The organism is Citricoccus sp. K5, from assembly GCF_902506195.1.
GTDB lineage: Bacteria > Actinomycetota > Actinomycetes > Actinomycetales > Micrococcaceae > Citricoccus.
This window is the reverse complement of sequence record NZ_LR732817.1, coordinates 1,904,793-1,922,789: the sequence shown is the minus strand read 5'-3', so window position 1 is coordinate 1,922,789 and position 17,997 is coordinate 1,904,793. Positions and strand designations below refer to the sequence as shown.

Here is a 17,997-nt window from a genome sequence, read left to right as displayed (position 1 = left end):
ATCAGTCCCGCGGTGTGACCGGCAGCTTCAGGCCGGAGAGACCGCGCGGTCGCACGGCCAGCGAACCCGCGATGCGCCGCAGCTCCGTGCCCGCCGCTGAGTCCGGATGTTCCAGGACCACCGGGGTGCCGCCGTCGCCGTCCTCGCGCAACAGGGGGTCCAGGGGGACCGAGCCCAACAGCGGCACCGCATGACCGAGGGACCCGGTGAGCCGGTCCGCGACGGTCTGGCCACCACCGGAGCCGAAGAGATCCAGAACGGTGCCGTCCGGCAGTGTCATGGCCGCCATGTTCTCGATGACACCGGCGACCTGCTGGCCCGTCTGTTCCGCGAGCTCGCCCGCCCGGGCCGCGACCTGTGCCGCCGCCTGTTGCGGCGTGGTGACGATGAGCAGCTCGGAGGTCGGCAGCAGCTGGGCGGCAGAGATCGCGATGTCCCCGGTGCCCGGCGGCAGGTCGACCAGGAGGACGTCGAGGTCGCCCCAGTAGACGTCCGTGACGAACTGCTCGAGGGCCCGGTGCAGCATGGGACCGCGCCACGCGACCGGCCGGTCAGCGTCGAGGAACATGCCGATCGAGATGACCTTCACGCCCTGGGCCACCGGCGGCAGGATCATCTCGTCCACCCGGGTCGGCTTGGCCGTGGTGCCGAGCAGGCCAGGAATGGAGAAGCCATGGATGTCAGCGTCCACCAGTCCCACGGAGAGCCCCCGGTCCGCCAGGGCGGTGGCGAGGTTGGCCGTGACGGTGGACTTGCCGACGCCGCCCTTGCCGGAGGCGACCGCGTAGACCCGGGCCAGCGAGCCCTTCTCGAACTGGTTCTTCGGGCGGCCAGCGGTCAGCAGCTCCTTGAGCGAGGCACGCTGCTCGGCGGTCATGACGGCCATGACGACGTCGGCGCCCGTGCATCCGTCCAGTCCCTCCAGGGCCCGTTCCACGTCCTGCGTGATGGTGTCCCGGAGGGGGCAGCCGGCGATGGTCAGGCGGATGCCGATGGTCAGATGGCCGGTGCCGGTGCCGGTGCCGGTGGATGATTCGGGTGGTTCGGTTGACTCGGTGATCGAGGCGACCATGCCCAGCTCGGTGACGGGGCGCCGGATCTCCGGGTCCAGTACCGAGCCGAGCCGGGCCCACGCGGCCCGTTCCAGAGCGGTGGACAGTTCGGGGGTGTCGAAGGTGCCAGTTGCGTCGGAGGCGCCGGGGGTGTCGGTCATGCGGAGGGGGTGTCCTTGGGGTTGTCCTTCGAGTCAGCGCGGTCAGCCGAGGAGGCAGGCTGGTCTGCCTCCTCTGCGGCCATGATGGCCAACGTGGTGGTCTGGGGGCCGTCCTCGTCGCCCTCGATGCGTTCGCGGGCTTCGCGGCTGGGCCGGTTCTTCTTCTTCTTGTGTTTCCGGGGGCTGGAGCCGGACGGCTTCGGCGCCGGGCCGGCGTCGGGACTCTGGTCCATCTCGGCCAGGATCTCGGCGCGCATCTTCTCGCGCACCTCGTCCTTGAGCTCCTCGGTGATCTCGGCGACGGCATCGCGCATCTCCGAGCGCACGAAGTCACGGGTGGCCACGTCCTGCAGCGCGATGCGCAGACCGGCCAGCTCGCGGGTCAGGTATTCGGTGTCCGCCAGGTTGCGTTCGGCACGGTTGCGGTCCTCACGCAGGGACACCTTGTCCCGGTCGTCCTGGCGGTTCTGCGCCAGCAGCAGCAGGGGAGCGGCGTAGGAGGCCTGCAGGGACAACACCAGGGTCAGGGCGGTGAAGCCGATGGCGGCGGAGTCGAAGCGCCACATCTCCGGGGCGAAGGTGTTCCAGCCGAGCCAGACGGCGCAGAAGATGGTCATCCACAGCAGGAACTGGGGTGTCCCCATGAACCGGGCGAAGCCCTCCGTGGCCTCGCCGAACGCGTCCGGATTGGGATTCAGCCGGGGCCAGCGGCGTCCTCGCGCGCCCAGCGGCGTGTCGAGGCCGGCACGGCGGGGGCCGGTGGTCTCGGGGTTCTTGTCCGCCATCAGGACACCTCCTCAGGATCGTCCATGCTGCGCCAGTCGTCCGGCAGCAGGTGGTCCAGCACGTCGTCCACGGTGACGGCACCGACCACACGGTGGTGCTCGTTGACCACCGGGATGCAGGTCAGGTTGTAGGTGGCCAGTTCACGGGTCACGGCCGGCAGGGGCATGAGGTCGGAGACCGGCTCGAGGTCCTTGTCCAGGATGTTCCCCAGCGGCTCGGGCGGGGGATACCGCAGCAGGCGCTGGAAATGCACCACGCCGAGGTAGCGGCCCGTGGGGGTCTCCAAGGGTGGGCGGGCCACGATCACCAGGGAGGCCATGGCCGGGGTGAACTCCTGCTGGCGAATGTTCGCCAGTGCCTCGGCCACCGTGGCCTCGGGCGGCATGATGACGGGGACCGGCGTCATGACGGAGCCGGCGGTGTTCTCCTCGTACTCCATCAGGCGGCGGACATCGTCGGCGTCCTCGGGTTCCATGAGCTCCAGGAGCAGTTCCTGCTGGGAGTCCGAGAGTTCGTGGAGGAGGTCGGCGGCGTCGTCAGGGTCCATCTCCTCGAGCACGTCGGCGGCGCGCTCGATGTCCAGGTTGGAGATGATCTCCACCTGGTCGTCGTCCGGGAGCTCCTGGAGCACGTCCGCCAGCCGCCCGTCCTGCAGCTCGGTGGCCACCTCGACACGGCGCTTGGTGGTCATCTCGTGCAGGACATCGGCGAGGTCCGCGGCCTTGAGGTCCTCGTGGGCGGCCACGAAGCTGGACGCACCCTGTGGTTCCTCGCGGGCAGCCCAGCGGGCCTCGCCCCACCCCACGAGCAGATGCTCGCCCCGGACGCGGCCGAAGGCGCTGCGGCCGGCGTGACGCCGGACATAGAGGTCGCTGACCAGCCAGTCACCGTTGCGCTGCTGTTCCAGGCCCAGGTCCTCGAGCACGGCCTGCCCGGTGCCATCGGCGAGGGTGACGCGGCGGTCGAAGAGGTCGGCCGCCACCATCAGCTCGGCCCCGCGCCGTTCGAAACGGCGCAGGTTGATCAGGCCGGTGGTGATGATCTGGCCGGCGCCCATGGAGGTGACCCGTGTCATCGGCACGAACACCCGTTTCTTGCCCGGAACCTCGATGACGATCCCGACGGCGACCGGCGGCTGACCCGGTCCGCGTTCCATGACGACGGCATCACGCATGCGGCCCAGACGGTCACCCAGGGGGTCGAACACGTCCAGGCCCAGCAGGCGGGCGACGAAGATCTTCGGGACATTCACCCATCCAGCCTAGTCGGCCGGACCGGGCCGTGGTCCCTGCCATCCGGCCGCGGTTGCTCACGTCTCCTTACGCCGGTGGCGGAGAACCCGGGCGCCGTGATGACCCGCACCGGCACGAGCGGCACAATGGAGCCCATGTCCATGCTCTTCGGTCCCACATCCTCCGACCCCTCGGTCAGCGGCCTGCCCCGCGGTGAGGTGCTGGGGTCCTTCCCCACCTACGCCGAGGCCCGGAAGGTCGTGGACCGACTGGCCGAGCAGGAGTTCGACGTCCGCACGGTGTCGGTCGTCGGCACCGACCTGCGCACCGTCGAGCGGATCCGCAACCGCCTGACCTACCCGTCCGTGGCCCTGCGCTCGGCCATCCAGGGTGCCTTCTTCGGTGCGATGCTCGGCATCCTGATGACCCTGATCGACCCCTCTGGATCCGGATTCCAGATCCTGTACACGGTGGGTCTCGGCGTGGCCATCTGGGTGCTCTTCGGCGTGATCGGGCACGCGCTGCGCAAGGGCCGTGGCGTGAACTCGGTCCAACAGCTGGTCCCCTCCAACTTCGACGTGGTCTGCGAGTTCGAGACGGCGCATCAGGCCAAGCAATTGCTGGGCCGCCCAGCCCAGGCTCCGGCTCCCGCAACGGACACCCCCGCGCCACCGGCCAACCAGTCCAACGCCCCACAGCCTCCGGCCAGCCAGATTCCCGCTCAGGAGCCCACGGTCAATCAGGGCCCGACGCCGGCCGCCCACTCCGCGGACACCGCGCCGGCGCCGTCGGCACCGGAGTCCGAGGCGCCCTCCCGCAACGGCACCTTCCCGGACCTTTCGGATGGCCGCCCCCAATACGGGGTGCGGCTGCCGGAGGACGAGGCGAAGGTCGTCCGGGAACGCATCCTCAGCGAGAACGCCGCCAAGAACGCTCCGGGCGGCCAGGCCGCGGCGTCCTTCGAGGCCCCGTCCTACGGCCAGCAGGGCCAGCAGGGCCAGCAGGATCAGCAGAAGCCGGCCCGCAACGGCCGTGCCGGTGGCTCCGGCCGTCGTTCCGACCCCAGCCGTCCCGTCGACGCGGAGGCCGCGCCGGCACCGGGCGGTGACCGGCCGACGTCGGGCACCGGGTCTGCGGAACAGGACCAGAACGGCACCGCGGCACCGGGCGAGACCGGTTCGGGGGAACCCGGCGGGAGCGAACCGGGCACCTTCGAGCGGCCAGCCTACGGACGCCGGTCGGCCGTGGACCAACCCGAGGCCGATCAGCCGGACACCGCTCAGGACGAGCCTGAGCGGCGCGGCTGACCTATCAGGCGGGCCCGTCAGCCGAGGAGCCGGGCCATCCATGCCTCGACGTCGTCGGGCGTGCGCGGCAGGGCGGCGGAGAGGTTCTCGGCGCCCTCGTCGGTGACGTAGATGTCGTCCTCGATGCGCACGCCCATGCCGCGGTACTCCTCCGGCACCGCCAGGTCCTCATTCTTGAAGTACAGGCCGGGCTCGATCGTGAAGACCATGCCCGGGACGATCTCGGCGTCCAGATAGAGCTCGCGCTTGGCCTGCGCACAGTCGTGCACGTCCAGGCCCAGGTGGTGGCTGGTGCCGTGCGGCATCCACCGGCGGTGCTGCTGGCCCTCGGGTGAGAGGGCCTCGTCCACGGAGACCGGTAGCAGCCCCCACTCGTGCAGTCGCTCGGCCAGCACCTGCATGGCGGTGGTGTGGATGTCCCGGAACCTCAGGCCGGGCTTCACCGCGGCGAAGGCGGCGTCGGCGGCATCGAGGACGGCCTGGTAGATGGTGCGCTGGATCGGCGAGAACGTGCCGTCGACCGGCAGGGTGCGGGTGATGTCGGCCGTGTAGAGGGAGTCCGCCTCCACGCCGGCGTCCACGAGGATCAGGTCCCCGGAGCGGACCTCGCCGTTGTTGCGGATCCAGTGCAGCACGGTGGCGTTGTTGCCGGACGCGGCGATGGTGTCATAGCCCAGGTCGTTGCCCTCGAGGCGCGCACGGGAGAAGAACGCGCCCTCCACGATCCTCTCGCCGCGTTCATGGCCGCGGGCGTCGGGCAGGACCCGGACGATGTCCTCGAAGCCGGCGATGGTGGCCGCCACGGAGCCGCGCAGCTCCTCGACCTCCCAGCCGTCCTTGACCAGGCGCAGCTCCGAGAGGAACTCCGTGAGCTGGGCGTCCAGTCCGTCCGAGAACTCCAGGTCCACCCCGGTGTTGATGCGGGAGGTGTCCACCAGTGCCTCGACGTCCAGGTCGGAGCCGCGCAGCAGGCGGATGCGGACCCCGCCGATCTCCACGGCGCCGGCGTTCTTGGTGACGGCTACCTCCAGTTCGGACAGGTCGGCGGTGCGGATCCCGGTGCGGGCCTGCAACCCGCCGAGGGTGGGGCGGGTGCCGATCCAGAACTCACCGGTGCGGGCGTTGGAGTAGAACTCCTCGGAGTCGCGGCCGGCCATGGGGCGGAAGTACAGGGTGGCCTCGTGGTGTCCGCCGTGGTCACCGGCGCCGTGATCCACCGGCTCCAGGACGAGGGTGGCATCCGGCTCATGGTCCACGCCCAAACCGGTCAGGTGGGCGAAGGCGGAGTGGGCGCGGAAACGGTAGTCGGTGTCATTGGAACGGACCTTGAGCGCTCCGGCCGGGATGACGAGCCGCTCGCCCTCGAACTGCTCGGACAGGGCCTTGCGGCGCCGGGCGGCGAACGGGGCGGAGGCATCCGGCAGGACCGGCGTGGTCTCGGCGGGGGCCCAGTTCGAGCCCATGAACCGCTTGAACGCATCCGAGGTCGGCTTCTGGGACCGGTTGTTCACACGGTCTTCTACGGGCTGGTCGGCTACGGCGCCGGCCTGGTCGGCGGGCGTGGTCTGGTCGGTGGGCCGGGGTGTTTCGTCGTTCATGGTTTCCATCATTCCACTCATCGCCGCATTCTTTCCCGCGAGCCCGGGGCCGTTGGCTAGTCTGGGGGTCATGCCGTTCGACCTGCACACGCACTCCCACATCTCGGATGGCACCGAACCGCCTGCCGATGTGGTGCGGGCCGCTGCCGGGGCCGGTCTCACCGGCCTGGCCCTGACCGACCATGACACCACCGCCGGCTGGGCCGAGGCCGCCCACGAGGCCGTGGAGTTGGGCCTGACGTTCATCCCCGGCATGGAGGTCTCCTGCGTCTCGGACACCGGGATCAGCGTCCACCTGTTGTCCTACCTGCACGACCCGCTGGCACCCGATCTCAATGAGGAGATCGGACGGGCCCGGACCTCCCGGCTCATGCGTGCCCAGCGCATGGTCAGGCGGCTGGGGGAGGACTATCCCATCACCTGGGAGATGGTGCTGGCCCACGCCACCCCGGACGCCACGATCGGCCGACCGCATATCGCCGATGCCCTGGTCACCGCGGGTGTGATCCGGGACCGCTCGGCCGCCTTCACCTCGATCCTCACCCCGCGTTCTCCCTACTACGTGGGCCACTACGCCCCAGACCCGGTGGACGCCGTCCGTCTGGTGCTCGAGGCCGGCGGTGTACCGGTCTTCGCCCATCCCATGGCGTCCATGCGCGGCCGCGTCATCGGCATGGACCTGTTCCGGGAGATGATCGACGCCGGACTGGCCGGCGTCGAGGTCTTCCACCGGGACAACCCGGACGAGGCCCGGCGCACCCTGCGGCTCCTCGCCCTGGAGCACGATCTCTTCATCACCGGCTCCTCCGACTACCACGGTGCCGGCAAGCCCAACCGGATCGGTGAGAACACGACTCCCGACGAGGTGGTCGCCCGGCTGGAGGAGCAGGCCACGGGCACGGAGGTCATCCGGCCGTGACATCGGCCGTGGCCCTGCCTGTGGTGGTGCCTGAGCCTGTTGCTGTACCTGTGACCTAGCCGATCCGGGCCGCGAGGGCCGCCGTCTGCTCCGGGGCCAGCACCGCTGCCGGATGCGGTCCGGCGGCCAGCAGCCGGGTGTGAAGGTCCGCCTGGTCCTGTCGATCGAGAGCGCCGCCGGCCGCCAGGACCGCGTTGCCGGCCTGCAGGCGGTCCAGCATCGTCGCGTCGGCCAGGGTCCAGGCCCCGGTGAGGCCCGCACTGGCGGCGGCGGTCTCCAAGGCCTCGGCCTGCCGGGCCAGGAACCGCAGGCCCGTGTCATCCCCGATGTTCACCAGCAGCACTCCGGACTCCGTGAGACGACTCAGCAGCTCACCGAAGAACTCGCTGCCCGTGAGATGCACGGCGGCGTCCACCGCGGTGTAGATGTCCAGGACGATGGCATCGAACTCCGGGCCCTCCAGGCGGGCGAGCTCGGCGCGGGCATCTCCGATGACCACCGTGAGGTCCGTCCCCTCCGGCAGGGGCAGGACGGAGCAGACCAGCGTCGGCAACTCGCGGTCGAGGTCCACCACCGTCTGGGCGGAGCCGGGATGGGTCAGCTGGATATACCGGGGCAGGGTGAGCGCACCGGCGCCGAGGTGGAGGATGCGGAGGGGCCGGTGGCCCGGCCAGCCGGCATCGAGGACGTTGGCCACCCGGCGCAGGTACTCATAGCGGATCCGGGTGGGGTCGTGCAGGTCGACATGGGACTGGAGCGCCCCGCCGATCTCCAGCACCCAGCCGTCGTCGTGCTCGTCAGGGAGGATCCGGGCCCGCTCGCCGCTCACACTCAGCTGGAGGTTCCGGCGGGTGGGGTGGAACGCGTCAGGATCGGCCATCACGCCATTCTGACAGGCGCACGGTGTTCAAAGGTGTTCGGCCAGCCGGCGGCGCATGACCTCGAGGGCCTCGGGGTTCTGGTCCACGAGCACGAAGCGCCGCTGGAGTGCGGCCGCGGCGGCCCCGAGCGTGCCGGAGCCGGCGAAGAAGTCGAGTACCCAGTCGTCCCGGCGGGAGGACGCCGCCACCATCCGCCTGAGCAGGCCCAGCGGCTTCTGGGTCGGATAGCCGGTCTTCTCCTTGCCGGTGGGCGAGACGATCGTGTGCCACCAGACGTCGGTGGGCAGTTTGCCGCGGGCGACCTTCTCCGGGGTCACGAGCCCGGGTGCCATGTACGGCTCCCGATCGACCTCCTCGGAGTCGAACCAGTAGCCGTCGGGATCCTTGACGTAGACCAGGATCGTGTCGTGCTTGCTCGGCCACCTCCGCTTGGACCGGCCGCCGAAGTCGTAGGCCCAGATGATCTCGTTGAGGAAGCAGTCCCGGCCGAAGATCGCGTCCAGCATGACCTTGGCGTAGTGCACCTCCCGGTAGTCCAGGTGCAGGTAGAGGGTGCCGTCATCGGCCAGGAGCCGCCAGGCCTCTCGCAACCGGGGCTCGAGGAACTCCCAGTAGTCGGCGAAGGCGTCATCGTAGGAGGCCAGGGCACCCTTGATGGTCCTGTAGCTCTGCCCGCCGAAGCCGACCCGGTCCGATTCCTCCGCGGCGGCACGGACCATCCACATTTGCTGGCGCCGTTGGGTCCGCCCCGTGTTGAACGGGGGATCCAGGTAGACCAGTGTGAAGGCCCCGTCCGGCAGTGAGGGCAGGAACTCGAGGTTCTCCGCCCCCACCACCAGGTTGGGGCCGTCCGGCCGGAACTCATCCACAGCGGTCACCGTGCCGTGGCCGGCCACGGTGCTGTGGTGACAACGTACGGGGACACATGCACGGTCGAGTGCCGGTCACTCGCCGGAGGGGGCCTGACCGCCGGTGGCCTCGCCACCCGCGCCGCCCTGCACCACGTTGCCGTTCTTGCGGCGCGTGCGGGACCGGCTCCGCGAGCGGCTGCGCGTGACGCCACCCTCGGAGGCCGCGCCGGAAGCGTCTGCGGTACCACGACGCCGGCCCGTACCCGGGGAGCGCGTCTCACCCGAGTCGCCCTCGCGCGGGGCGCGGTCGTCACGCTGATCGCCGGCCCGAGGGCCGCGGTCACCGCGGCTCTCACCGGAACGTTCCCGGCCCTCGCCGGAGCGTCCGCGTCCTCCGCTGCCATCACGGCCGCCCTCGCGACCGCCATCACGGCCGCCGCGTCCACCGCGCCCGGACCGGCCGCCGTCGCGCCCGCCCTCGCGGTCACCACGGCCCCGGCCGCCACGGTCGCCTCGGGTGTCCGACTTCGCTCCCGGACCGCCGAGGTCCTCGAGAGTCTCGCTCTCCAGGCCCGACTTGGTGCGTTGATCCCGGGGCAGGCGGCCCTTGGAGCCCTTCGGGATGTTCAGGTCCTCGAAGAAGTGCTTCGAGGAGGAATAGGTCTCCGGCGGCTCGGGGACGTCCAGTCCGAGGGCCTTGTTGATCAGACCCCAGCGCGGCATGTCCTCCCAGTCCACCAAGGTCACGGCGGTGCCCTTGTTGCCGGCGCGGCCGGTGCGGCCCACGCGGTGCAGGTAGGTCTTCTCGTCCTCGGGGCACTGGAAGTTGATCACATGGGTGACATCGTCCACGTCGATGCCGCGGGCGGCCACGTCGGTGGCCACCAGCACGTCCACCTTGTCCCCACGGAAGGCACGCAGGGCTTGCTCGCGCGCACCCTGGCCGAGATCCCCGTGGATGGCGCCGGCGGCGAAGCCGCGCTTGGCCAGTTCGTCCGAGACGCGCGCGGCGGTGCGCTTGGTGCGGGTGAAGATGATGGTCTTGCCGCGGCCCTCGGCGCGCAGGACGCGGGCGACGAGCTCGTCCTTGTCCATGTGGTGAGCGCGGTAGACCAGCTGGCGGATGTCCTTCTTGGTGATGCCCTCATCGTCGGGGTCAGCGGCGCGGATGTGGGTCGGCTGCGTCATGTACCGGCGGGCCATGGCGACCACGGGACCCGGCATGGTGGCCGAGAAGAGCATGGTCTGGCGGACCTCCGGGACGGCGGAGAGCAACGTCTCCACATCCGGCAGGAAGCCGAGGTCCAGCATCTCGTCGGCCTCGTCCAGCACCACGATCTTCACGAGCTTGAGGTTCAGGTGACGCTGTCGCATCAGGTCGATGAGGCGGCCGGGGGTGCCGACGACGACCTCGACCCCGCGCTGCAGCTCCTCGATCTGGGGCTCGTAGGCACGACCACCATAGATGGTGGCGATGCGTACGGAACGCTTGGAGGCGGCGGTCGTGATGTCCTGGGCGACCTGGTTGGCCAGCTCACGGGTCGGTGCCACGATCAACGCCTGCGGGGCGCCGGGGGAGTCGAGCCGGTCGAAGCCGGGCTCGCCCGGGCCCACCACGCGCTGCAAAGCCGGCAGGCCGAAGCCGAGGGTCTTGCCCGTGCCGGTCTTGGCCTGGCCGATGATGTCATGCCCGCCCAGGGCGATCGGGAGGGTCATGGCCTGGATGGGGAAGGGATGCGTGATGCCCTTCTCGGTGAGGGCCTCGACCATGTCCGCGCGGACCTTGAAGTCGGCGAAGGTCTTCTCCGCCACGGGCTCGTTGGCCTCGGCGATGTCGATGGAGTCCTCCACCTCGATCGTCTCGATCTCGGAGGTGGCCAGGTCCTCGGTGTCGATGTCGTTGTCCGCGGCGATCTTCTGTTCAGGAGTCATGGGGAAATTCGGTCCCGTCATTCAGGCAGGGCAGCTCGGCGCGATGGCACTGGTTCCAGTGCACTCCGGCGCCTGGCTCCGGCTAGCTCGGCTAGCTGCGGGGCGGCGCGGATCGGCCGGACGCCGTGCGTCCATGGTGGAGCCGATCGCGGGAGGTGCAAGGCCGGCATCGAGGGGATGGGCCCTGGATTCGGGCTGGCCCTTCAGGGGCGCGTGCCGGATCCGGAGAGTCAAATCACGAGGGTGAACGCAGATGAACAATGCGATCGGTCATCCTTGATGGGGCCAGTCTACCGGGTCCGTGTGATCTTCCGGTGCGAGGGCCCCTCCCGGGACCTCCGCGGGCCGGGGCGGGGGAGTCTGGCCGACCACGCGGAACAGCACGGTACGGGTGGCCATGGCCGCGGTGACGAGCACCGCCCGGATGCGCTGCCCGGCCTCGGCATGGCCCTCGAAGCGGGCCAGGACCGGGGGCTGTTCCACCTGGATCTCGCCCCAGGGCTCGCGCCCCTCGCGGCGAGCCTTCGCGGCCTGTTCGGAGCTTGGCGCGGAGATGACCACGGCGCTGAACTCCTGGCCCTCCATCCCCTGCAGGGACGCCGCCTCGACCAGGTCCCGTGCGGCATTGGTGGCTCGGGACGCCATGAGCGAGGAGTCCTTCATGGCCGCGGGCAGGCTCGGCAGCAGGCCGCGGACACTCTGGGGCACCTCCTCGCCGTTCTCCAGGGCCAGGCAGGTGGCCAGGACAAACCGGTCCACCAGCCGCCGCAGGGGCGCGGTGGTGTGGGCGTAGGGGGACGCGATCGCTGACTGGACGCTCACATCGGGCGTGTCGCCATCGAAGGCGGTGTATCCGGCGCCCCGGAACAAGGAGGTGGCCGCGTGCATGATGGCCAACTCCTGCGGTCGGGTGATGTCCAGGTCCCGCAGATATTCACCGTACGGCTGGTCCTGTGGCCACGGATGTCCGAGGGCCTGTGTCCGGGCCCGGAACGTCGACTCCGCCTCCGGGTCTGCCGGCGGCATGGTGCGCAGGATGCCCACGCCGCCCTCGAGCATGATGTGCGCCGCGGCGATACCGGTCATCAGTGAGATCTGCGCATTCCAGTCCTCCACGTCCAACGGAGGCGCGGTGAGGACCTCGTAGCCGTGATCCGTGGCCGTGATCTCCTGCTCCGGCAGACGCAGGCTCGCTCCGCCGCGGTCGGTCTCCAGCCGGGCACGCAGGAGTCCGACCTCCTTGAGCAGGGCGAGCGTGGAGCCGGGATCGCCACCGGAGTCGATCCGATGCTGTGCCTCCTGGTACGTGAGCTGTTCCCGGCTCCGCACCCGAGCACGTTCCACGGAGGTGGAGACCACGGCACCGGTTCGGTCCAGGCCGAACGTCCACAGGTACGCCCCGCGGTCCACGCCGGGCAGCAGGGAGCCGGTGTCCTCACTGATGACCTCCGGGTGCAACGGAATCCGCGCGTCCGGCAGGTAGACCGTCTGTCCTCGACGCAGGGTCTCGGCGTCCAGTGCACTCCCGGGAGTGATGAACGCCGGAACGTCGGCGATCGCGTAGTGGACGGTGAATCCGTCATCCTGGCCGCCGGAGCCGCGCTGCAGGTGGACGGCCTGGTCCAGGTCCGTGGATCCCGGAGGATCGATGGTGAGCAACGGCAGGTCCGTCCGGTCGTTGACCGGAAGGCGGTCCGCGGCGTTCGCCGCGGCCTGCTCTGCCTCCGCCAGCACCTCTGGTGGAAAAGCGGCGGGCAGCGAGAACTCCTCCCGCAGAGCGGCTAAACGGCTGGCCAGCTCGGTCTGGGCGGCGGAACGGGCGAGATCCAGATGGTAGTGGGCCACGGGCCCACCCTATCCGGCGGCGGAGGTGTTGCCGAGAGTGCCGGGGGTCAGGAACCCGGGGTCGGGACGAAGCCGACCGGACGCGGGGTCTCGGTGCCGATCTCGACGTAGCCGATGATGGCCGAGGGAACCAGGACCAGGCGGCCCTTGGTGTCCTTCAGGCGCAGGGTGCCGCCGTCGGACAACGCATCGGACACCAGTCGGGCGACGTCCTCGTTGGTGGCGTCCGACTCGATGACGACTTCGCGGGCCACGTTCTGAACACCAATGCGGATTTCCATGCCTGTCTCCTTCTGGTCACGGGGGCCGGGGCCCACGGGGTTCCGTGGTCCGGCGAATACTGGTCCGACAGCAGACTAGGGGATCGCCGGTCGCTGCGCGGTGGGCCCGAGCCCACTTCGGCCACGGGCGTAACGGTCCGTGACTTGTGCGCCCGGCACGTTCGCCAGCGGACTCTCAGCGTTCCTTGGGGAAGCGGCTGATGCCGCGCCAGGCAAGACGGAAGGCCAGGTCGGCTGCGGTTTCCAGGTCCGGCCGCGAAGCATCGCCGGACTGTCCGGCCCAGTGCCGAGCGGAGGACTTCACCAGTCCGGCCAGACCGTGGCCCAGCAGCAGCGCCTCCTCGCGGGAGAGCGTGGTGTCGGCGGCGATGACCTCGGCGATGTCGGCGGCGAACCGGTGGTCCAGGCCCTCCATCCGCAGGGCAACGTCAGGGTCGTTGTTCAGCCCGGAGTCGAACAGCAGGCGGTAGGCCCGGTCCGGGCTGTCCACGAACTGGAAATATGCGTGGATTGTGGCCTGCACACGGGCCTTGTTGTCCGTCGTCGATTCCAACGCCGCGGTGATGGATGACCCCAGCAGGTCGACCTGGGTGTCCATGAGGTCGAGGAAGAGCTCGTGCTTGCCGGGGAAGTGCTGGTACAGCACCGGTTTGGAGACGGCGGCGGCCACGGCGATATCGTCCATCGACGTCGCGTGGAACCCATGGTCGACGAAGACCTGCCGGGCGGCATCGAGCAGCTGCTTGCGGCGCTCCTCGCGGGGCAGCCTCGACTGGCGCACGGGGGAGGTGCTCACAGTGATGCCTTTCTGGAATGACTCGTCAGGTGCAGACGGTGCAGGCCAGTCTACCGGCCGGTAGCCGCATCAGGCGATGCGGGCTGTTCCGGCAGCCGGCTCCACTGCTCCGGCGGTGGCGTCCGGGGCGATGTCGGCCGGGCAGGAGTCGAGGCCGGCCTGAGCCACGGGTGCGGAGACCTCCAGGCCGAACAGGACGTTCAGGGCGTTCTCGTACTCCTCGAGACGTCCCTCGGCCGCCATCTCCTTGGCACGGACCGTGGGCTCGTGGAGCATCTGGCGGACCATGCGGCGCAGGGCGAACTCCACCTCCTCGGCGGCGGCGGTGCAGCCGTGCTTGCCGCGGACCCGCTCCATCTCGGATTCCAGCACCTGTTGGGTGTGCTTGCGCAGGGCGACGATGGCCTCGTTGGCGCTGCGGGACTTGCGCTCCTGCACGTACCCCGCCACCGCGCCGTCCACCAGTCGGGAGGCCTCCACGAGCGATTCCCGCTGCCCTTCCGGGGCGGCCATCTTCACCGATTCCAGGGTGATCAGGTCCACGCCGGGCAGGTCGGCGATAGCCGGATCGAAGTCGTGGCTCAGGGCCAGGTCCAACACGGTCAGCCGTGTCTCGACGCCCTCGCGGAGGCGGCGCAGGGTTTCCGCTTCCAGCCGGCGATCGCCGCCGGAACAGCCGATCAGGACATCGGCCTCGGCGATAGCACCGTGGATCTTCTCCCCGCCGAGGGCCATGGCCCATCCGCCGCGGTCGGCCACGAAGGCCTCCGCACGGCCGGATGCGGAGTGCACGCCCACGTGGACGGCGCCGCGATCGGCCAGCTGGGCCAGGGTGGTACCGGCGTAGGACCCGGTGCCGATCACCAGGATGTTGGCCTGCTCCCAGAAGGCACGGGTCTCGGCGTCCGTGACCCCTGCGTGCAGGTCTGCCGTCAGGTCAAGTGCCACGGAGACGATGGAGCGGCCTGCCGATCCCAGCGCGGTCCGCGTGCCGACGTCCTTGGCGGTGCGGGTGGCCGATTCGAAGAGCTTGACCAGGGTGCCGGTGGCGGTCCCCGTCTCCTGGGCGGTGCCCAGTGCGCGGCGCACCTGTCCGGCGATCTCGCGTTCACCCACCACGGCGGACTTCAGCCCGGAACCCACCTCGAACAGGTGGCGTACGGCCGAGTCACCGGTCAGGACCTTGAAGGAGGACTCGACGGTGGACGGGGCCAGACCGGAGCCACGGGACACAGCCCTCAGCAGCTCGGCGCGGGCCTGCTCGACCGACTGGTCATCCGGGGCCTCGGCGTAGATCTCCACTCGGTTGCAGGTGGCCAGCACGACCGCACCGCTGACGGAGGATTCGGGGATGACAGAGGCGACCTCGACGGTGCCGTTGCTCAGCTGCGCCACCGTGTCGAGGTCAAGGTCGGTGTGCGAGGCAACCAGGGAAAACAAAGCCACAATGCGCCGATTCTAATCCCTTCGATCAGGCGGGTCTAAGAAGGGCACCCTGTGTTGATCGCCACCGCGCCGTCACGGCCCGTCCGCGATCCATCCGCAATTCACCACTGCAGAAGGAAAATGGGACAATGTCGGTCATGTCCGAACCCCTGACCGGCACCCCCTTGCCTGCCGACCATCCGCTGGCCACCACCGACCCGGCCCGATCCACCGTCGGATCGCCCCTGGTCACCGCCTTCCGCGGCGGCACCCCCTCCCGCATTCCGGTGTGGTTCATGCGGCAGGCCGGCAGGTCACTGCCGGAATACCGGGAGGTGCGCCAGGGCATCGGCATGCTGGAGTCCTGCCTGAAGCCGGAACTGGCCTCTGAGATCACCCTGCAACCCGTGCGCCGACATGACGTCGATGCCGCCATCTTCTTCTCCGACATCGTCGTCCCGCTCCGCCTGGCCGGCGTCGATGTGGACATCGTTCCCGGCACCGGCCCCGTACTCGGTCAGGCCGTGCGCACCGCCGCCGATGTGGCGGCCCTGCCCGAATTGACGGACGAGTCCCTTGAACCGATCCGTGAGGCCGTGCGCCGGACCGTGGCCGAGCTGGGCAGCACCCCGCTGATCGGTTTCGCCGGCGCCCCGTTCACCGTGGCCGCCTACATGGTGGAGGGTGGCCCGTCCCGCGACCACCTCGGTCCGCGCACCATGATGCACGCGGATCCCGAGACCTGGAACGCCCTGGCCACGTGGGCCGCCGACACTGCCGGCGCGTTCCTCCGTGCGCAGATCGAGGCCGGGGCCTCCGCCGGCCAGCTCTTCGACTCCTGGGCGGGATCCCTGTCCCTGGACGACTACCAGCAGTACGTCCAGCCGCACTCGGCCCATGCCTTCTCCCACGTCCGTGACCTGGTGGACGGTAGTGGCCAGCCGGTGCCGCTCGTGCACTTCGGGACCGGCACCTCCGAGATCCTCCCTGCCATGCGCGACGCCGGCGCCTCCGTCATGGGCGTCGACTACCGGTTGCCGCTCGGCGAGGCGCACCGCCGCCTGGGTGCCACGCCGGGCCCCGACGGGCGCGGCACCGTCCCGCTGCAGGGCAACATCGACCCGGCCCTGTTGTCCGCCCCCTGGGAGGTGCTCGAAGCCCACGTCCGCGAGGTCGTCGAGGCCGGTCGCGTGGCCCCCGGGCATGTGGTCAACCTCGGTCACGGCGTCCCGCCCACCACTGACCCGACGGTCCTGACCCGGATAGTCGACCTGATCCACTCGATCCAGCCGTGACCTCCGGGCCGGCAGTCACCCCCACCGCCCTCGTGGTCGGTGGGGGAGTGTCCGGGCTGCTCTCAGCCTGGGAACTGATTCGCGCGGGATACGAGATCACCCTGGTGGAGGCCGGCGGTTCCCTCGGTGGTTGCGTGGCCCCGAGGACGGTGGCGTTGCCCGGGGGCCGCGAAATCACCCTCGACGCCGGTGCGGAGTCCTTCGCCGTCCGCACCCCGGCCGTGCGTGAGCTGGTGGCCGAGCTGGGACTGGGGGAGGCCGTCGTCGAGCCCCACCCGGGCGGTTCGTGGCTGTATCTGCCGCCGTCCGGACCGGGGCAGGAGCACCGCGCCGTGCCCGCACCTCGCTTGGGGATCCTGGGGATCCCGGGTGACCTGGATGCCCCCGAGGTCGCCGAGGCGCTCGGCGCCGACGCCCTGGAGCGGGCGCGCCAGGACCTCGAGGACTCGACGGTCAGTTCAGCCGATGCGACGTCCGTCACGCACCCGACGCCCGTGCCGCCTTCACTGAACACCTGGCGCGAGGCGGTCGAGGAGGGGACCCCGGTCACCGTCGGCGCCGTCGTCCGGGACCGCATGGGGGAGGGTGTGCTGCAGACCCTGGTGGCGCCCGTTGTCGCCGGAGTGCACTCCGCGGACCCTGACACCCTGGACCTGCGCACTGTCGCGCCGGGCCTGCTGGAGGCCCTGGTCGCTGAAGGTTCACTGGCCCGCGCCGTGGCCTCCCGGCGTGCCGCCGCCCCGCCGGGAGCCGTGGTCGCCTCCCTGCGCGGGGGCATGCACACCCTGACGGCTGCGCTCGCCGAGGAAGTGTGCCGTGCGGGTGCCCGCGTGCTGACCGGGACCCGCGCGGTCACGCTGGCGCGTGCCGCGGCCGAACACCGCTGGACCGTGGAGCTGACCGCCGGCGTGGGCGGCACCGAGACGGTCACAGTGGATCGCGTGGTCGTGGCTACGGACGGCCCCCGGGCCTGGGACCTGCTCGCCCCCGTCTCCGGCGGGGCACTGTCCGCCGCGGACCGCCCGCAGGAGGGGGCCGGCGTCGCGCTCGTGACCTTGGTGGTGGACGCGCCCGGACTGGACGCGAACCCCCGGGGGACCGGTCTGCTGGTCTCACCGGCCGTCTCCTCGGACGTGGTGGGTGCCAAGGCCCTGACCCACGTCAGCGCCAAGTGGGACTGGGCTCGGCAGGAGCTCGGCGGCCACCGCCACGTGGTGCGTCTGTCCTACGGGCGGGTGACCGACGCCCCTGATTCGGCCGCGCCGGGCTACCGCACGCCGGAGGAGGACCTGCGGGCCAGGGCCGTGGCGGATGCCATGGCCCTCACCGGGGTGGACGTGGCCGCAGGGCTGGTCTCCTCCTTCGTGGTGCGGTGGAAGTCCGCGCTGCCCGCGGCCACCACGGACCACCGGACCAGAGTGGAGTCGGTGCGCACGTGGTTGGGGGACCAGCCCGGGCTGGACGCGGTCGGGGCGTGGCTGGCCGGAACCGGACTGGCCGCCATCGTGGCTGATACCCGCCGGCGGATCGTGCCGTGATGCCTCCGCCGGTCCCGCCGGCCGATTGGACTCGGCTGAGGCATCCTGGCGCCGGGAGAGGTAGGCTGGGACCGCTCGTTCTACCGCTTGTAGAAACC

At 70.5% G+C, this 17,997-nt stretch carries 15 protein-coding genes; 4 read left to right on the top strand and 11 right to left on the bottom strand.

What is annotated here, in order from left to right:
• Position 1 precedes the first annotated feature (1 nt).
• From BOSE125_RS08490 to BOSE125_RS08480, 3 genes are read right to left on the bottom strand one after another with little or no spacing between them, the layout of a single operon-like run.
• Positions 2–1,213 (bottom strand): Mrp/NBP35 family ATP-binding protein, encoded by a 1,212-nt coding sequence (locus BOSE125_RS08490; protein WP_159551684.1) that lies wholly within the window; start codon positions 1,211–1,213, stop codon positions 2–4.
• Positions 1,210–1,998 (bottom strand): DUF1003 domain-containing protein, encoded by a 789-nt coding sequence (locus BOSE125_RS08485; RefSeq protein WP_159551682.1) that lies wholly within the window; start codon positions 1,996–1,998, stop codon positions 1,210–1,212. The genes BOSE125_RS08490 and BOSE125_RS08485 overlap by 4 nt, the downstream gene beginning before the upstream one ends.
• Positions 1,998–3,251: a magnesium transporter MgtE N-terminal domain-containing protein gene (locus BOSE125_RS08480; protein WP_159551680.1), complete on the bottom strand. Its 1,254-nt coding sequence runs from the start codon at positions 3,249–3,251 to the stop codon at positions 1,998–2,000. The genes BOSE125_RS08485 and BOSE125_RS08480 overlap by 1 nt, the downstream gene beginning before the upstream one ends.
• A gap of 75 nt (positions 3,252–3,326) precedes the next feature.
• Here BOSE125_RS08480 and BOSE125_RS08475 point away from each other — a divergent pair, with 75 nt between their 5' ends.
• Positions 3,327–4,538, top strand: a complete 1,212-nt coding sequence (locus BOSE125_RS08475; RefSeq protein ID WP_159551678.1) for a general stress protein — start codon at positions 3,327–3,329, stop codon at positions 4,536–4,538.
• Between the two features lie 17 nt (positions 4,539–4,555).
• Here BOSE125_RS08475 and BOSE125_RS08470 read toward each other — a convergent pair whose 3' ends face one another.
• A complete protein-coding gene (locus BOSE125_RS08470; RefSeq protein ID WP_236557893.1) occupies positions 4,556–6,136 on the bottom strand; it encodes an aminopeptidase P family protein in 1,581 nt (526 codons plus the stop codon).
• A 70-nt stretch (positions 6,137–6,206) separates the two neighbouring features.
• Here BOSE125_RS08470 and BOSE125_RS08465 point away from each other — a divergent pair, with 70 nt between their 5' ends.
• Positions 6,207–7,055 (top strand): PHP domain-containing protein, encoded by an 849-nt coding sequence (locus BOSE125_RS08465; RefSeq protein WP_159551674.1) that lies wholly within the window; start codon positions 6,207–6,209, stop codon positions 7,053–7,055.
• A gap of 55 nt (positions 7,056–7,110) precedes the next feature.
• On the opposite strand, the gene BOSE125_RS08460 is transcribed toward BOSE125_RS08465, so the two are convergent.
• The 7 genes from BOSE125_RS08460 to BOSE125_RS08430 form a co-directional block, all read right to left on the bottom strand.
• Complete coding sequence (locus BOSE125_RS08460; protein ID WP_159551672.1) at positions 7,111–7,935, bottom strand: spermidine synthase; 825 nt, start codon at positions 7,933–7,935, stop codon at positions 7,111–7,113.
• 27 nt (positions 7,936–7,962) lie between these two features.
• The gene (locus BOSE125_RS08455; RefSeq protein WP_236557892.1) at positions 7,963–8,832 is read right to left on the bottom strand and encodes a site-specific DNA-methyltransferase; all 870 of its coding nucleotides are present in this window, start codon (positions 8,830–8,832) and stop codon (positions 7,963–7,965) included.
• Positions 8,833–8,880: 48 nt separating this feature from the next.
• Positions 8,881–10,719, bottom strand: a complete 1,839-nt coding sequence (locus tag BOSE125_RS08450) for a DEAD/DEAH box helicase (RefSeq protein WP_159551670.1) — start codon at positions 10,717–10,719, stop codon at positions 8,881–8,883.
• 270 nt (positions 10,720–10,989) lie between these two features.
• A complete protein-coding gene (locus tag BOSE125_RS08445) occupies positions 10,990–12,564 on the bottom strand; it encodes an RNB domain-containing ribonuclease (protein WP_159551668.1) in 1,575 nt (524 codons plus the stop codon).
• Positions 12,565–12,611: 47 nt separating this feature from the next.
• Positions 12,612–12,845, bottom strand: a complete 234-nt coding sequence (locus tag BOSE125_RS08440) for a DUF3107 domain-containing protein (RefSeq protein WP_115931633.1) — start codon at positions 12,843–12,845, stop codon at positions 12,612–12,614.
• Positions 12,846–13,020: 175 nt separating this feature from the next.
• A complete protein-coding gene (locus BOSE125_RS08435) occupies positions 13,021–13,641 on the bottom strand; it encodes a TetR/AcrR family transcriptional regulator (protein ID WP_236557891.1) in 621 nt (206 codons plus the stop codon).
• A gap of 69 nt (positions 13,642–13,710) precedes the next feature.
• The gene (locus tag BOSE125_RS08430; protein WP_159551666.1) at positions 13,711–15,087 is read right to left on the bottom strand and encodes a glutamyl-tRNA reductase; all 1,377 of its coding nucleotides are present in this window, start codon (positions 15,085–15,087) and stop codon (positions 13,711–13,713) included.
• 137 nt (positions 15,088–15,224) lie between these two features.
• Here BOSE125_RS08430 and hemE point away from each other — a divergent pair, with 137 nt between their 5' ends.
• Positions 15,225–16,361, top strand: a complete 1,137-nt coding sequence (gene hemE / locus BOSE125_RS08425) for a uroporphyrinogen decarboxylase (protein ID WP_236557890.1) — start codon at positions 15,225–15,227, stop codon at positions 16,359–16,361.
• Entirely contained in the window at positions 16,358–17,899 is a 1,542-nt protein-coding gene (locus tag BOSE125_RS08420; RefSeq protein WP_159551662.1) for an NAD(P)/FAD-dependent oxidoreductase, read from the top strand. Before hemE ends, BOSE125_RS08420 begins: the two co-directional genes overlap by 4 nt.
• Positions 17,900–17,997 lie beyond the last annotated feature (98 nt).

Coding starts and splice junctions, on each gene's coding strand:
- hemE (WP_236557890.1), top strand. CDS start 15,225: ATGTCCGAACCCCTGACCGGCACCCCCTTGCCTGCCGACCATCCGCTG.
- BOSE125_RS08465 (WP_159551674.1), top strand. CDS start 6,207: ATGCCGTTCGACCTGCACACGCACTCCCACATCTCGGATGGCACCGAA.
- BOSE125_RS08470 (WP_236557893.1), bottom strand. CDS start 6,136: ATGAACGACGAAACACCCCGGCCCACCGACCAGACCACGCCCGCCGAC.
- BOSE125_RS08460 (WP_159551672.1), bottom strand. CDS start 7,935: ATGGCCGATCCTGACGCGTTCCACCCCACCCGCCGGAACCTCCAGCTG.
- BOSE125_RS08485 (WP_159551682.1), bottom strand. CDS start 1,998: ATGGCGGACAAGAACCCCGAGACCACCGGCCCCCGCCGTGCCGGCCTC.
- BOSE125_RS08450 (WP_159551670.1), bottom strand. CDS start 10,719: ATGACTCCTGAACAGAAGATCGCCGCGGACAACGACATCGACACCGAG.
- BOSE125_RS08440 (WP_115931633.1), bottom strand. CDS start 12,845: ATGGAAATCCGCATTGGTGTTCAGAACGTGGCCCGCGAAGTCGTCATC.
- BOSE125_RS08490 (WP_159551684.1), bottom strand. CDS start 1,213: ATGACCGACACCCCCGGCGCCTCCGACGCAACTGGCACCTTCGACACC.